This is a genomic window from Bifidobacterium sp. UTBIF-68 (assembly GCF_006408855.1).
In the GTDB taxonomy this organism is placed as follows: Bacteria; Actinomycetota; Actinomycetes; order Actinomycetales; family Bifidobacteriaceae; genus Bifidobacterium; species Bifidobacterium reuteri.
Window position 1 is genome coordinate 1 of sequence record NZ_JFAN01000023.1, and the last position, 12,955, is coordinate 12,955.

At 60.4% G+C, this 12,955-nt stretch carries 11 protein-coding genes and 3 pseudogenes; 5 read left to right on the forward strand and 9 right to left on the reverse strand.

Annotated elements, in window-relative coordinates; genetic code table 11:
• Positions 1-196: 196 nt before the first annotated feature.
• The 4 genes and pseudogenes from BW14_RS07220 to BW14_RS07235 form a co-directional block, all read left to right on the forward strand.
• Positions 197-403: pseudogene (locus BW14_RS07220) on the forward strand (DUF3427 domain-containing protein); the annotation flags it as partial.
• Positions 404-544: 141 nt separating this feature from the next.
• Positions 545-1,120 (forward strand): nucleotidyltransferase domain-containing protein, encoded by a 576-nt coding sequence (locus tag BW14_RS07225; RefSeq protein ID WP_140489880.1) that lies wholly within the window; start codon positions 545-547, stop codon positions 1,118-1,120.
• Positions 1,120-1,500, forward strand: a complete 381-nt coding sequence (locus BW14_RS07230) for a DUF86 domain-containing protein (RefSeq protein WP_140489882.1) — start codon at positions 1,120-1,122, stop codon at positions 1,498-1,500. The genes BW14_RS07225 and BW14_RS07230 overlap by 1 nt, the downstream gene beginning before the upstream one ends.
• Before the next feature lie 145 nt (positions 1,501-1,645).
• Positions 1,646-2,749, forward strand: a complete 1,104-nt coding sequence (locus BW14_RS07235) for a Fic family protein (RefSeq protein WP_140489884.1) — start codon at positions 1,646-1,648, stop codon at positions 2,747-2,749.
• A gap of 256 nt (positions 2,750-3,005) precedes the next feature.
• On the opposite strand, the gene msrB is transcribed toward BW14_RS07235, so the two are convergent.
• A complete protein-coding gene (gene msrB / locus BW14_RS07240; protein WP_140489886.1) occupies positions 3,006-4,034 on the reverse strand; it encodes a peptide-methionine (R)-S-oxide reductase MsrB in 1,029 nt (342 codons plus the stop codon).
• A gap of 110 nt (positions 4,035-4,144) precedes the next feature.
• Here msrB and BW14_RS07245 point away from each other — a divergent pair, with 110 nt between their 5' ends.
• A complete protein-coding gene (locus BW14_RS07245) occupies positions 4,145-4,453 on the forward strand; it encodes a hypothetical protein (RefSeq protein WP_258186084.1) in 309 nt (102 codons plus the stop codon).
• 133 nt (positions 4,454-4,586) lie between these two features.
• On the opposite strand, the gene yddG is transcribed toward BW14_RS07245, so the two are convergent.
• The 8 genes and pseudogenes from yddG to BW14_RS07285 all read right to left on the reverse strand — a co-directional run bounded on the left by yddG (position 4,587) and on the right by BW14_RS07285 (position 12,936).
• On the reverse strand, positions 4,587-5,567 hold the full coding sequence (gene yddG, locus BW14_RS07250) for an aromatic amino acid DMT transporter YddG (protein WP_140489888.1): 981 nt from the start codon (positions 5,565-5,567) through the stop codon (positions 4,587-4,589).
• A 389-nt stretch (positions 5,568-5,956) separates the two neighbouring features.
• Entirely contained in the window at positions 5,957-6,481 is a 525-nt protein-coding gene (locus BW14_RS07255; RefSeq protein WP_140489890.1) for an Hsp20/alpha crystallin family protein, read from the reverse strand.
• A 372-nt stretch (positions 6,482-6,853) separates the two neighbouring features.
• Positions 6,854-8,035 (reverse strand): toxic anion resistance protein, encoded by a 1,182-nt coding sequence (locus tag BW14_RS07260; protein ID WP_238566980.1) that lies wholly within the window; start codon positions 8,033-8,035, stop codon positions 6,854-6,856.
• 69 nt (positions 8,036-8,104) lie between these two features.
• Complete coding sequence (locus tag BW14_RS11985) at positions 8,105-9,211, reverse strand: substrate-binding domain-containing protein (RefSeq protein ID WP_044089506.1); 1,107 nt, start codon at positions 9,209-9,211, stop codon at positions 8,105-8,107.
• Complete coding sequence (locus BW14_RS07275; RefSeq protein ID WP_258186085.1) at positions 9,208-10,005, reverse strand: hypothetical protein; 798 nt, start codon at positions 10,003-10,005, stop codon at positions 9,208-9,210. Before BW14_RS07275 ends, BW14_RS11985 begins: the two co-directional genes overlap by 4 nt.
• Positions 10,005-10,604, reverse strand: a pseudogene (locus BW14_RS12420) (VWA domain-containing protein); the annotation flags it as partial. The pseudogene BW14_RS12420 and the gene BW14_RS07275, both read right to left, overlap by 1 nt.
• Before the next feature lie 132 nt (positions 10,605-10,736).
• Positions 10,737-11,696 (reverse strand): annotated as a pseudogene (locus BW14_RS12425) (substrate-binding domain-containing protein); the annotation flags it as partial.
• A 148-nt stretch (positions 11,697-11,844) separates the two neighbouring features.
• Positions 11,845-12,936 (reverse strand): alpha/beta fold hydrolase, encoded by a 1,092-nt coding sequence (locus BW14_RS07285; RefSeq protein ID WP_140489894.1) that lies wholly within the window; start codon positions 12,934-12,936, stop codon positions 11,845-11,847.
• Positions 12,937-12,955: the final 19 nt, after the last annotated feature.

Here is a 12,955-nt window from a genome sequence, read left to right on the forward strand (position 1 = left end):
GGAATTCTCATCATCAGCTGCTCCTTATCACGCACTATCCGAACGGCATCCGCTTCCGTCCATCATCAGCCAAAGCCGATGACCGAACCGATGCCGTCCGATTGCCGCTCACGTCACTCATCGTGATCCATGAGGCCGTATCTCTCGCCAGCCGAACGCATAGATCCACAAGCGATCTACGATCGCTACGGCAGCGACGCATTTCGTGCCGCTGTTCGTCATGTGCAAGGCGGAGGCCAAGGACGGCAAGTACTACTACGCGGGTCACGTCGCAGCATTCGATAATCCGCGCCTGACCACTAAACCCAACGCGGACGGGACCGGCACGGTGAAGGTCACGCTGTCCACGCTGCGGTTGGCGCGGCCGCTTGACCCGGAACTGTACCGTCATCTGGCGGGGTGAGCAGGAACCGATCGACGCGGTTTCCGTGCTGGTTCCCGCATCATCGTCGGTCTCGCGCGTCGTTTCAAAGCAAATGATGCAGAAAACCGCATAGACTCCGGAGACACCGCCACATATAGCATATATGCTATAATCCGATGTATGAAGTCAATTGCCGAGTTGCGCGAGGAGCGCGTGCGCTCACACATCAGCCAGAGCGCTGCAGCACAGTCAATGGGAACCACCCAGTCGGCCCTTTCCCGTGCGGAACGCGAGGGTAATCCGACGCAGGATTTTCTACAACGCTATGAACGCGCATTAGCGGCACTGACCTCTGACAAACCTTCGCATAGCGCAACGAACGCCGACAGCGGCGATGCAGCCGATATCGAAAACCTATCGTCAGCCGGCTCCGGCAGCCCTCTGGAGATTGCGACGCTGAAGCTCATCGTGGCCCAGCTCGTAGAGCGACATCATATCGACGAAATGTATGTATACGGATCGGTGGCGCGAGGAGACGCAAGGCCCGACTCCGACGTGGACCTCATCTATCGCCTCAAACCCGGTGCCTCCTACTCGATAATGGAAAAGCAACAGCTCGTCGACGACTTGGAATCCCTGCTCAGGCGAAAAGTGTCCCTCATCTCCTACGACTCCTTGCTCCGCCACGCTAAACGAAGCCGCTCCAGCAAACGTTTTCTTGACCACATCACCCCCGACCTGATCAAGGTGGCATAATGCCGGCAGCCCACCATCACTATCACCAAGACCAAGCATTCCGCGATCGAAGCACACTGATCCGACTGTTGGAGCATCTCGAGAACGCCGTCACCGACATCAGCGGCATACCGTCACCTGCAGCACTGGACGACAACCGCATACTCTTCAATTCCGTGGCGATGGAAATGACACAAGTGCAGGAGTGCGCCCGCAACCTCTCAGACGGCTTCCGTGACACCATGCCGAGTCTACCTTGGAAAGAACTGCGCGCATTGCGCAATGTTATCGTCCACGATTATGACGAAATCGATGTCGAATCACTGTACGACACCGTAACCAGGGATGCACCACGTCTTGTCACACAATTGCGGCCATTAGTGGACGCAATTGACGACTAATCCATCAATCCAGCGCTGCATCATTTTCTGCATCATTTGTTGCATCACTATAAAGTTTTCTGCATCATTCTGACATGATATGATGCAGAAAATCGGAACATGAGGCAGAAAACACTGCAGTCCAAGGAAGGCGGCATGACACAGCATGAAGCAGTTTGATTACGCCCACACAGCGGAAGCGCTGCTTACGCCACGAACCATCAACCTGCTGACCGCAATCCACGAAGCCAAAGGACGGCAAAGCGTACAAGCGGCGATTCATCCGGAAACACTGGAATCCATGACGGCGATCGCCCGCATTCAAAGCACCAGCGCATCCAACCGCATCGAAGGCATCTCCACCAGTGACCAAAGGCTCAACGCACTGGTTACAGCGAAAACCACCCCGCGCAACCGTGACGAAGAGGAAATCGCAGGATATCGGGATGTACTGTCCACCATTCACGAGAACCACGACTACATCCCGCTCACGCCGAACGTCATTCTCCAACTGCACCGCGACCTGTTCCGGCACACGCCACTTATCTTCGGCGGCCATTTCAAAGACACGAACAACCTCATCGTCGAACGTGACGCCGCAGGCAACAGTTCCGTTCGTTTCACGCCGCCCAACGCTCTCATCACACCGGAACTGGTCGGGCAAGCGTGCGCATCCTATGCCGCCACGATTCAGGACGGACGCACCGACCCTCTGCTCGCCATCGCTTTGTTCGTGTTCGACTTCACGTGCATCCATCCGTTCAACGACGGCAACGGCCGTATGAGTCGATTGCTTACACTGCTGCTCACGTATCGCGCAGGATACAAAATCGGTAAATACATCAGCATCGAACGTCTTATCGAAAGCAGCAAAGAGACATATTACGAAGCGTTGGCCGCCAGCACGCAAGGCTGGACTGCGAACGCCAACGATTACGCGCCGTTCGTCAATTATCTGCTCGGCGTCATCCTGAGGGCATATAAGGAATTCGACGAGCGATTTGGCATACTCGGTTCGATTTCTTCTGATTCCTCAACACCGTCGACAATCCAATCAAAGCCGACCAAGCGGGCAAAACCGACCAAAGAACAACGAATCGCAGCGCTGTTCGATCAGACGCTTTCGCCACTATCGAAAGCAGAGGTCCTCGAACGACTGCCGGACATCAGCGAAACCACGGTAGAGCGGGCTTTGCGAGCGCTGGTAATCTCAGGCGCGATCATCAAAATCGGCACCGGGCGCAGTACGCGCTACATCAAGCAACGGTAACTAATGGCTTGTCTCGTAATTGATTGAGTGCTGCTGGCCTCCTCTGACGGGACGGTGCCGTGAAGCAAACAGCGGTGGTATTCTGGCCCCCTCTGACGAGGGGGCTGTCAGCGTAGCTGACTGGGGGAGAGAAAAAGCTGAATCCTTCAATTATTTACGAGACGGACTACTAGTATCCTGCGTCAGAAATTCGTAGACGAATTGACTACCCCTCAGTCCAGCTTCGCTGACAGCCCGTCCTGCAATCAGGGACGCGCTACGCGCAATAGTCAGCCGGTTCGCCAGCCTCACCGTCCACAGCCGGAATCCAGGCGCCGTAGCCCTCAGCCTCCATCTGCGAGCGCGGCACGAACCGGAGCGCGGCGGAATTCATGCAGTAGCGCAGGCCACCGCGATCGGCAGGGCCGTCCTCGAACACATGGCCCAAATGAATCTGCGTTTCGGATGTGCGCACCTCGATGCGGTCGCGGCCCGGGATGCGATGGTCCTCGTGCTCGGTGAGCAGCGAGGCCTTGAGCGGTTTCGAGAACGCCGGCCAGCCGCAGCCGGAATCGAACTTGTCGCGCGAGGAGAACAGCGGCTCACCGCTGACGATGTCCACGTAGATGCCCGGCTCGAACTCATGGTCGTACTCGTTAACGAACGGGCGTTCGGTGGCCGCGTGCTGCGTGACCGCGAACTGTTCGAGCGTCAGGTCCCAGATCCGCTCCACATACTTCTGCCGGCGCTTCACGTTCGCGATGGCGGCGATAGGCACATGGCAGTAGCCGCCGGGATTGTTGATGAGGTAGTCCTGATGGTAGTCCTCGGCTGGGTAGAAGTTGCGCAGCGGCTCGACCAGGACCGCCGGGCGCTGCGGCTGGCGGTCCACCAGCTGCTCAAGCGCCGCGATGTACACGGCCTTCTGCGCGGCTCTCTGCGCTTCGCCGGCGTCGCCGGCTGCATCGCTCGCATAGAACAATCCAGTGCGATACTGCCGTCCGCGATCCTCGCCCTGCTGATTCACGGAGAACGGGTCGATGACCTCGAGGAACAGCAGCGTCAGCGTGCGCAGGCTCACCCGAGCCGGGTCGAACGTGACCTTCACGGTCTCGGCCGCATCCGTGGCCCCGGAACAAACCTGCTCATACGTGGGGTTCTCGATATTCGACTGCGCGTAGCCGACCGTGGTGTCGATGACGCCGTCGACATTCTGGAAGTAACGTTCGAGACCCCAGAAGCAGCCGCCTGCAAAATATGCAGTCTGGGCGTTCGCATCGTTCGCATTATTCACGTTCTCATCCATATGTCTTACGCTACTACCTTCCGGTGCCCTTCACTCGAATCATGCGAATCCGTTCCGTCACCACGGACAATGGCGCGCGCGAATACCGACAACTGGCATATGCTGAACGTATGACTAAAGCATCGCAAGAACCGAAACCGGCGCGCACCTCATGGCTGAAGGTCTCAGGACGCAAACAGGCATGGGCGACCATCATCGGCACCGTCATCGTGGTGGTGCTGATTGCGCTCGCCCTCGGATTCTTCGTGAGTTGGGGGCTTGCCGCGATCGCGGTGATCATCATGGTGCCAGGAGCGATTTCTTTGGCGATTCTGGCGCGTCACCCGGAATCTACCGGCGGGCGCAGCATGTTCGGCATTTCCGACCCGGCCACGCTGCTTGACCCGTTACGCCGCCCCGGCGAGCGCCGCGGCAAATAACCGTCAGCCGGCCGACTGCATCAGACTTGGCCGCTGGCCCATCACTGTCACTGTATGCCGACGGCTTCGCCATCCCCATCCTCCTCAGACCTGTTTCACGGGAACACCAAGTGGCCGCGGCCGGTCGTGCGGCCTACTTGCGTGCAGTGACCAGATAGTTGAGCACTGAGCCGGCGGCCACCAGCAGTGCACCCACCCAGAACGGCAGCGACAGCGCCAAACCAAGCAACACCGCACTTGCAGCAGTGGACAGCACCGGCGTGGCATACGAGGCGATGGCCAGACGTTCCATCGAGCCGCGCAGGATGCCATAACCCCAGCAGGCATAGCCGCCTGCAATCACCGCCGCACAGACCACCACGAACACCCATGATTCCAAGCTTGGCATCTGCGTCGGCCAGCCCTGGCCGGATGCGAAATGGATAATCCACAATGCCACAGCCACACACGGGAAGAACAACGACGTGCCATCCACACCCTGCGACCATGCCGGTGTGAACACCGCGTACACGGACCATGCCAACGCCCCGAAGAACGCCAGCGCATACGGCAACGGATCCGCCGCAATATGCGTCACCGCCGCATTCCAGTCCAACCCGGAATTACCGCCCACGGCGAGCGCCACACCAGCCGTGGCCACGACCGCGCCCGGCAACACCCTGGCTATCGCGTGACGACGACGCGAAACACCAGCTGCGAGCAGCACCATCATCGTGGGCCATAGGTAATTGACCAGACTCACTTCCACTGCGGACGCATCAGTCGAGGCCAGCCCAAGCGACAAGGAAATCGAGGACTCGTAGAATACGAACAGCAGACCGCCGACGATCAGGTACTTGCGCGGGAATTGCTTCAATGGCGCAGGCCGGCGGAATATCAGCAGCAGCACTCCGCCAACGGTATAGATCAGCGCCGAACCAAGCGTGGCGCCGAAACCGTCGGAGACGATGCGGACCGTGCCTGCCATGAAGCTCCACAGCACAATGGCCATGAGGCCCACCGCTGTGGCACGCGCAGACACCACATGACCGCCGGCGAGGTTGTCGGATTGCTTGTCGAGCGATTTAGGAGTGTTGTCTGGATTGTTCTGCACCACCGCGGACCCTCTCCCCATGTATTGCCGGAAGTACTGCTGGAGTCACTCTACATCATCGGATGTGCACAACCGCGTGCCGCCGTACACAACCGCGCGCGCAGTCGAATTTATCCGGTTCCGGGGCCACTCTACCTGCTCCAAGATACGAAAATGCCGGGCAAGGCATTCGCCTTGTCCGGCATGTCATTGGCTCTGTTTCCCGCCGCCCATCGGCTAGTCAGCGTAGAAAACGTAGGATGGGCAGCGCAGGAAGCAGGTCATCGTTAGTCGCTATTCCATTCCATACACCCAGTCGGATGCTTCCTCGTTCAGGAGGCTGGCCCAACGGATGTATGCCGTTGGGCATCAACTCTCAGCACTGGGCTTCGGAACGAGCTTACGACTCGGAATCGAAGCAGCTAGTGGAGTCAGCCTTCAATCGCGATCTGATGCTTGGTCTCGACTTGCGGCTGAGCCTGCATCTTCGGAACCTGGATGCACAGCATGCCGTTGTTGTAGCTGGCATGAATGTCGGATTCCTTCACATCGTCGCCGACGTAGAAGCTGCGAGAGCAGGTGCCCATGTAGCGTTCGCGACGCAGCCAGCGACCGGATTCGTTCGTGCCGCATGCGCACTGCTCACTGGAATCCTTGGAAGCGGAAGCCGAGGCGTCCGCGGACTCAGGGGCCTTGTCCTCATGCTCGCTGCTGCGCGAGGCGGACACGGTCAGATAGCCGTTGTTGAGCTCGAGCTTGATATCGTCCTTCTTGAAGCCAGGCATGTCGATATCGACGTCGTAGCCCTTGGCGGTCTCACGAACATCCGTGTTCATCATGTTCGCCGGCATGGCCGCAGCCACCTGACTGTCCATGTTGCGCCAGCCCTCGAAGAACGGGTCATCGAACATATCAGAGAACATCGTGTCATTCATCAAAGCCGGAAACATTGCCATAATCGGTACTCCTTGAATAGGAGAGAACCTGCTTGGCTTGCCGCCGCACTCCCCGCGCTGGCGGGGAGGCGACAGCTATCGTGGCCGGTTCCGGAACCCTCCCGGGCTCTCAACCTTTGACCTTCACTTCATCCAATTCCCTGGGCGGGCAATCATTCCACAATTATGCTCACAGAGAAATAACGCTGGAATCCGCGGAATTCCGCCGTTTTGCATCAGCCGGCGTATTCCTGGAGATGCACTCAGTGTCCTGCGTCGGAAACTCGTTGACGAACTACCCCTCAGTCCCGCTTCGCGGGCCAGCTCCCCTGACAAGGGGAGCCGACGATAATCAACGAACTTCTGACGCGACATACTGGGAACGCGCCAGGCTCACATCTGCTGGGCGTTTTCGATCAGGGCGTTCTTGAGGTCGGCCTCGATCTGGCGCATCTTGACCTGTGCGGCCTCGCGGTTGGCCTTGCCTTCCTTCTGGATCTGCACGGTCTCCTTCAGGGTGGCGATGAGCTCGGAGTTGATCTTCTCCAACGTGTCGATCTCCACCACGGAGCGCTGGTTGGCCTTCTCGGCGTCCACCGCGCCCTTGTGCAGGGCGGCCGCGTTCTTCTGCAGCAGCTTGTTGGTCACGTCGTCCGCCTTGTTCTGCAGGTCCAACGCCTTGCGCTGGTTGGACAGACCCAGCGCGATCACCATCTGGCTCTTCCACACCGGGATGGTGGTGGAGATGGTGGTGTCGATCTTGTCCACGATGGTCTGGTCGGCGTTCTGGATGATCTTGATCTGCGGCGCGGTCTGCAGCGTCACCACGGAGATGCGGTCCAGATCGTCGAGTCGCTTCTCGAAACGGTCCAGCTTGGCCTTGAAGTCCTTGAGCAGCTGCGCCTGCATCGGGTCGCCGCTCTTCTGCGCCTCGGCCTCCAGCGCCGGCAGCTGAGTCGCGCGGAAGTCGGCGAGCGCCTTCTTGCCGGCCAGCACGGTGATCTTGAGTTCGCGGTACTGCTGGGCGTTCTGCGCGTACATCGTGTCGTACATGGAGATGTCCGCGACCAGTCGCGCCTGCGCGCGCTCGAGCTTGGTGATGATCTCGTCGATCTGCGAATCGACCTTCTGGTAGCGGCGGCGCAGCTTGTCGATGGAGACGGCCACCTGTCCGATGATCGGAATCTTGCGGAATCCGCCAAGTTCGGCCTCATCGATGGTCACGAGCATGGTGTTGAGCAGCTCGCCGGCCTCGCCGGTGTCCTTGGAGCGGGTTTCGGAGAGGATCTCGTCGGCGAAGGTGGAGGTGGCGCGCTGGGCGTCCTTGCCGTACGACGATTCGATGCCGTCGCGCGTGAAGTCGATCTGCGCGGCGAGCTGGTTGACCGACTGCTGGTCGTCGGCCGGCAGCTTGGCGATCTGCTGGTCCGGGGTCAGCGAGGCGACCGCCTCGGCTTCGGCGGCCGTGGGTACCAGAGCGCCATTCGCAGCGCCGGCGCCGGTGCCGAGCGACGGGTTGGTGACTGCCGCGGTGCCGCCTTTGGCAAGGTCCGCAAGGGTGATTGTGTTGGCCATGATGATTCCTTTCGTAACAGGTGTGACAGATGTGAGAGGTTATGGACGATGGTGTACCGCGATGATTGTCTACTGCTGCGGCTGCACGCCTTGGAGCGCGGTGATGAGCTGCTGCATGGCGTCGTTGTTGGGCAATTCGGAGACGGCCGGGATCTGGTCGAGCGTGCCGGGCACGCCGAACCGCTTGATCGGATCGGTGCCGGCGAAGTTGGCCGCGCGGAAGCCGTGACGCTCCCATGCCAGTTTCTGCACCTTCTGGCTCTTAAGCAGATCCAGAAGCTTCACTCCCTTGTCATCCAGCGCCATCAGCGTATGCGTGCTCCACACGGTCGGCGTCGGGTAGACGATCACCACGTCGTCCTTGATCTGCTTGAACGCGTCCGGCTGGTTCACCGCGAGGTCCAGCAGCTGCGATTCATAGCCGACCATCATCGGCTTCGAGCCGACGCCCAGTGTCAGGAACTGGTTGAACGAATCCTCGGAGGAGGTCTCCATCCAGCCCGACTTGGCGAAAATAGCCTTGATAGTCTCGCCGTCGCGCGCCACTGATTCGGTGGTGGCCGGCTGGCCGCCGTTCAAGACGGTGGCGATCAGCGCCGCGTATTCGTTGCCTGAGTTCGACTGCACCGGGTCGGTGGAGTCGATACGGAACTGTCCGTAGCCGGCCGCATAGCCGACGTCCGCCCAGGTCTTGCTGTTGACCATCGCGTCCACGGCCTTGGCCATGTCCATGTGGTATGCGCCGGAATCGTCTTTGGTGATCAGCCCACCGGAGACCAGCCCCTCGGCGACCGCCTTATGCGTATACAGTACGATTGGCGAGTTGAAGACGATGTCGCTCTGGGTGGCCTTCACACCTTTGGCCTTGCCATATTCCACGGCGGCGCGCGACGAGGGGAACAGGTAATCCATGCCATTGGCATCCGCGTCCATCATGGCCAGAGATCCGGCCTTGCGATAGTCGACGTTGAGCCCCTGCTCCGCTGCGAGTTCCTTGAATTTGGCGTCATCGAACAGGCCAATCTTCTCGCCGCCGAGGTAGCCGGTGACGCTGACTTTCTCGACCGGGGCCGCCGGTTTGGGCTGCGCCTGGCGCCACACGAAGGCGCCTCCCACGATCGCCACCACCGCGAGCAGGGCGATTAGGCCGATGATTTTCGATTTTGATAGGTTCATTGCTGCTTGTGCTGCCCTTCTTGATTCCGCTGATCAGCTGCCATCGGCCGAACCGCGACCGGTTGCGCCTGCTGCTTGCCGACGAGCCCCTGCGGCAATCCTGTAACCCCATGGATTCCCGCAGCGTTCGCGCCGGAAGTCAACGCCGGCGCTGACGCGGCTTCAGACGCCGCCGCAGCCGCTGTCTCAGTGTCGTATCCGTCCATGCGGGCCAGACGCTGGATGGCGTCGGAATCAGCCGCAATACCCAACGTCTTGCTGCTGACCGCACGACTGAGCTCGCCCGCTGCCGTGCGTTCGAGCACCTGCAGCGCCTCGATGGTTTCCGTGCGCGCCTTGGCGATCTGATCGTGGGCGCCGGAGCTTTCCACATCGGTGTAGGAACGCAGCAATTGCTCGGTCTGCTCGCCGTACACGGTGATGTAATGGCGCAGAGTCTGGTAGGCGGAGGTGTCGCGGGTTACGTAGTTCACCAGATCGCGCGTGGCCACGATGAAATCGTTGGCCTCGGCGCGTACATATGGATCGCGCACCTGAGCGGTCAGTGCGGAGATCGACTTCAGCCGGGCATTGGCGGCGTCAATGGTATCGGCCGCCTTCTGACCGTTGGGCAATGCGGAGGCCAGCATCTTGCCGATGCGACGCTCGGGCTCGGTCAGCGTGGACGCGGCCACATAGCCGAGTCCGGCCAACACCACAGCCACGCCGACACCGACCACGCCACCGCCGGCTACCCAGAAGCCAAGCCCCGCGAACGCGAGTCCTACGATGAATCCGCAAATCACCTGAAGCATCAGTTGAACCCCTTGACCTGACGGAACACGGACGCCAAGTCGCCGGAGCGGCCATCGAACACCTTGGCGTTGCTCAGCGTGGCGAGAGACTTCAGCTGGCTGGGGTCGGCATCGCCGAACATGATGGAGAAGACCGGCACATCGCGGCCCGAGGACTTGTAATCGCGCTCAAAGTTGGATTGATTGTCGGTCGTGGAGCGGCCGTCCGTCATCAGTACGATGGCCACCGTGTACTTGGACGCCTCGGATTCGGTCGGCAGCTGGCCGAGTGCGGATTCAAGGCCCTGATAGATGTCGGTGCCGCCGCTGGCTTCAGTGCTCTGGGCCTGGCTCAGCAGGGTGCCAGTATTGGTGCCGTTTGCCACGATGGGCGCATGCGCCTCGGATTCAAAGGGGATGAGGATGTTCACATCCTCGTCGCCGGGTTCGATGTAGGAGGCTTTGGCTTCATCCGGGCTGAGAGCGGCATTGAGTCCCTTGACCACGCCATCCTTGCCTTCTCCCGACATGGAGCCGGAGTAGTCAACCACCCAAATGGTCCAACTCGGCTTGCGCAACGCGGTCTGGTAGACGTTGAGCGCGCTGTTGATCACCGATGCGGCGGGCAGCGGGATGGTCTTCAGCGTGGAGGCATCGGTGTTGACGCCCCATTCGGAGCGGAAGGATTCCTTCACCTGACTGTCTGACGCATAGGCGAGGGCGCCGCCCAGGCCCGTACGGCGTCCAGCGCGCTCGAATTCGGTCTTCGTCTCCTTGGCGCTCAGGGCCTTGGCGAAGCTATCGAACGCGTCCTTAAGGTTCTGCCCGCGATCCACGTAGCCGAGCGGCGAATCGGAAACGGCGATGCCGTCGGACGGGTACACGGTAAGTAGCGGGTCGTGGCCGTTCTTGGTCAGGGTCTTATCGGCCTGGATGACCAGCGATTCGTAGTTGACCATCGAGTCGAATCGATCCGGATTGGCCACCACCATGTCCTTGAGCCAATCCGAGGAGCCGGAGGAGCGGTCCACGCCGGACAGCAGCTTGGCCACGGACTCCTTGAGCTGGGCGTTGTCGAGATCCTGCTCGCTCAGCGGCTGGTCGCCGCCGCGCAGGGCTGTCATGAAGGCCAGATAGGCGGATGCGCCCGAGTTCGACTGGGTGGCGGAGGTCATCGAGAACTTGAGATTGCCGTCGCTGACCGCCTTGAGAATGTCCGCGGTGGAGACCGGCTTGGTCTTGCCGGAATCGTCGGCCCATCCCAAGGAGATGGCCTTGGATTTCGCGATGCCGAACACGATTGGAGTGGTGGAGGTGCTGGCGGCGTCCTTGACGACGTGCTTGGTGTCGCCCATCGAAATCCACATGGAGGAGGCCGGCCAGACGGCGTCGTAATTCTCGCCGCCCTTCTTGAGCGCGTTCATGATGTCCAACGAGCCCATGTAATGCATGGTGATGGTCACATTGGATTGGTCGGCGGCCTTTTGGATGGCGGCGGCTACCTCTTTGTTCTCCGAACCGGACGCGATGCTCAGCGTGGCGGTGGATTTGCCGCCCGACGGCGTGAACGTCTGCGTATTGGAGTCGGAGGTCCCCGAATCGCCGTTATTTACCTTGAAGCTCGCCGAGCAGCCGGCCAGCACGAGCGCGCTGGCGCACACGATTGCCGCTACCGCTGCGGCGCGGCGACGAAGAGAAGACATTATGCCCATAATTTCATTGTTCTCCTACCGGATAAAATCGGGTGGAGATGAAGATGACACCAGAGTGAACTCTAGATGAACAGCAACATTCGGCTACGTAGTCAATGGGATAATGCCAAACTCTGGTCAGAGCCCAGCGCCAGCGCACGACACCGGATCAGTACGAGGCGCTGGCGATCATCGGATCGTCGTAGAAGCTGAGGATCTTCTCCAGATACGGCTTGTACACTGCATTCGGCATCGAGAAGATCTCATGGCGGGATTCGTTGAATCGCACCAATGTGGCTTCGTCGCCGCCGTCCTTGATCAGTTGGATGAAACGGTTCTGGGGCTTGTTGAGCACCCAGATGTCGCGCCCGGACTGGAACAGCAGCACCGGAGCCTCCACTTCGGCGCAGGCCGCAGGGCTCAGAATGGCCCTGCTGAGTTTGAGCGCCTGACGCACCCACTCAAAAGACGCGCAATAGGTCTGATATTCCGGATGCTCGCAGCGCAGCTTGAAATACCAGCGTTCGCGCGCTTCGGAAGCCCCCTCGTTGCCCTGCATCGAGAATTCGGGGGTGAAGTCGCTCTGGCCGAACACGCGCTTCTTCCCGAAGCCCAGACCGCAGATCGCCCCCACCAGTATGCGCGTCAATGGCAGCGGCATGCCGGTGGCGGGAGCGATCATCGGCGCGGACAGCACGGCCTTGTCGAACAAGGACGGGTATTGCTCAAGCACAGCCGCTCCGATGCCGCCGCCCATCGAGTGGCAGAACAGGTTGATCGGCATGCCGGCCGCGTACCGCTGGCCGATGGTCTGGGCGAACCCGGCGAGATCGGCCACATAGCGCTTCCAGTCGTCGATCCATACCATGCAGTGGTTGTCCACGTCGCGCGAGGATTTGCCGTGGCCGCGATGCTCGAGCACGCACACCGAGTAGCCGGCGAGCAGGAAGTACCAGACCAGTTCGTCGTACTTTTCGGCGAACTCGGTGAAACCGTGGCTGATGACGATGGCGCCACGGAATGTGGCCGTGGCGCCCTCCTCGCGGATGGCGTCGAACTTGCCGGCGTCATAGCACACATAGTGCAGCTGCCCGGATCGGCCGCCGGTGTCCATCAGACCTGGCAATGGCTCGAGGCCCGCCGACCGTTCGGCGGCGGACGGGTCGAACCATCCTTCTTCGCGGCATTGACGGAGCGCCGGCACCACCGTGCGCTCCATCGTCTCGGCGTATGTGCTCTCGTCGATCATCGTCACCTGCATGCCACCCATCTTAGGGCAA

Bases quoted from the DNA above. Each gene is read 5' to 3' on its own strand.
- yddG (WP_140489888.1), bottom strand. From the start codon at position 5,567: ATGGGGAGAGGGTCCGCGGTGGTGCAGAACAATCCAGACAACACTCCT.
- BW14_RS07245 (WP_258186084.1), top strand. From the start codon at position 4,145: ATGACTAAAGCATCGCAAGAACCGAAACCGGCGCGCACCTCATGGCTG.
- BW14_RS07225 (WP_140489880.1), top strand. From the start codon at position 545: ATGAAGTCAATTGCCGAGTTGCGCGAGGAGCGCGTGCGCTCACACATC.
- msrB (WP_140489886.1), bottom strand. From the start codon at position 4,034: ATGGATGAGAACGTGAATAATGCGAACGATGCGAACGCCCAGACTGCA.
- BW14_RS07285 (WP_140489894.1), bottom strand. From the start codon at position 12,936: ATGCAGGTGACGATGATCGACGAGAGCACATACGCCGAGACGATGGAG.
- BW14_RS11985 (WP_044089506.1), bottom strand. From the start codon at position 9,211: ATGAACCTATCAAAATCGAAAATCATCGGCCTAATCGCCCTGCTCGCG.
- BW14_RS07260 (WP_238566980.1), bottom strand. From the start codon at position 8,035: ATGGCCAACACAATCACCCTTGCGGACCTTGCCAAAGGCGGCACCGCG.
- BW14_RS07255 (WP_140489890.1), bottom strand. From the start codon at position 6,481: ATGGCAATGTTTCCGGCTTTGATGAATGACACGATGTTCTCTGATATG.
- BW14_RS07230 (WP_140489882.1), top strand. From the start codon at position 1,120: ATGCCGGCAGCCCACCATCACTATCACCAAGACCAAGCATTCCGCGAT.
- BW14_RS07235 (WP_140489884.1), top strand. From the start codon at position 1,646: ATGAAGCAGTTTGATTACGCCCACACAGCGGAAGCGCTGCTTACGCCA.
- BW14_RS07275 (WP_258186085.1), bottom strand. From the start codon at position 10,005: ATGCTTCAGGTGATTTGCGGATTCATCGTAGGACTCGCGTTCGCGGGG.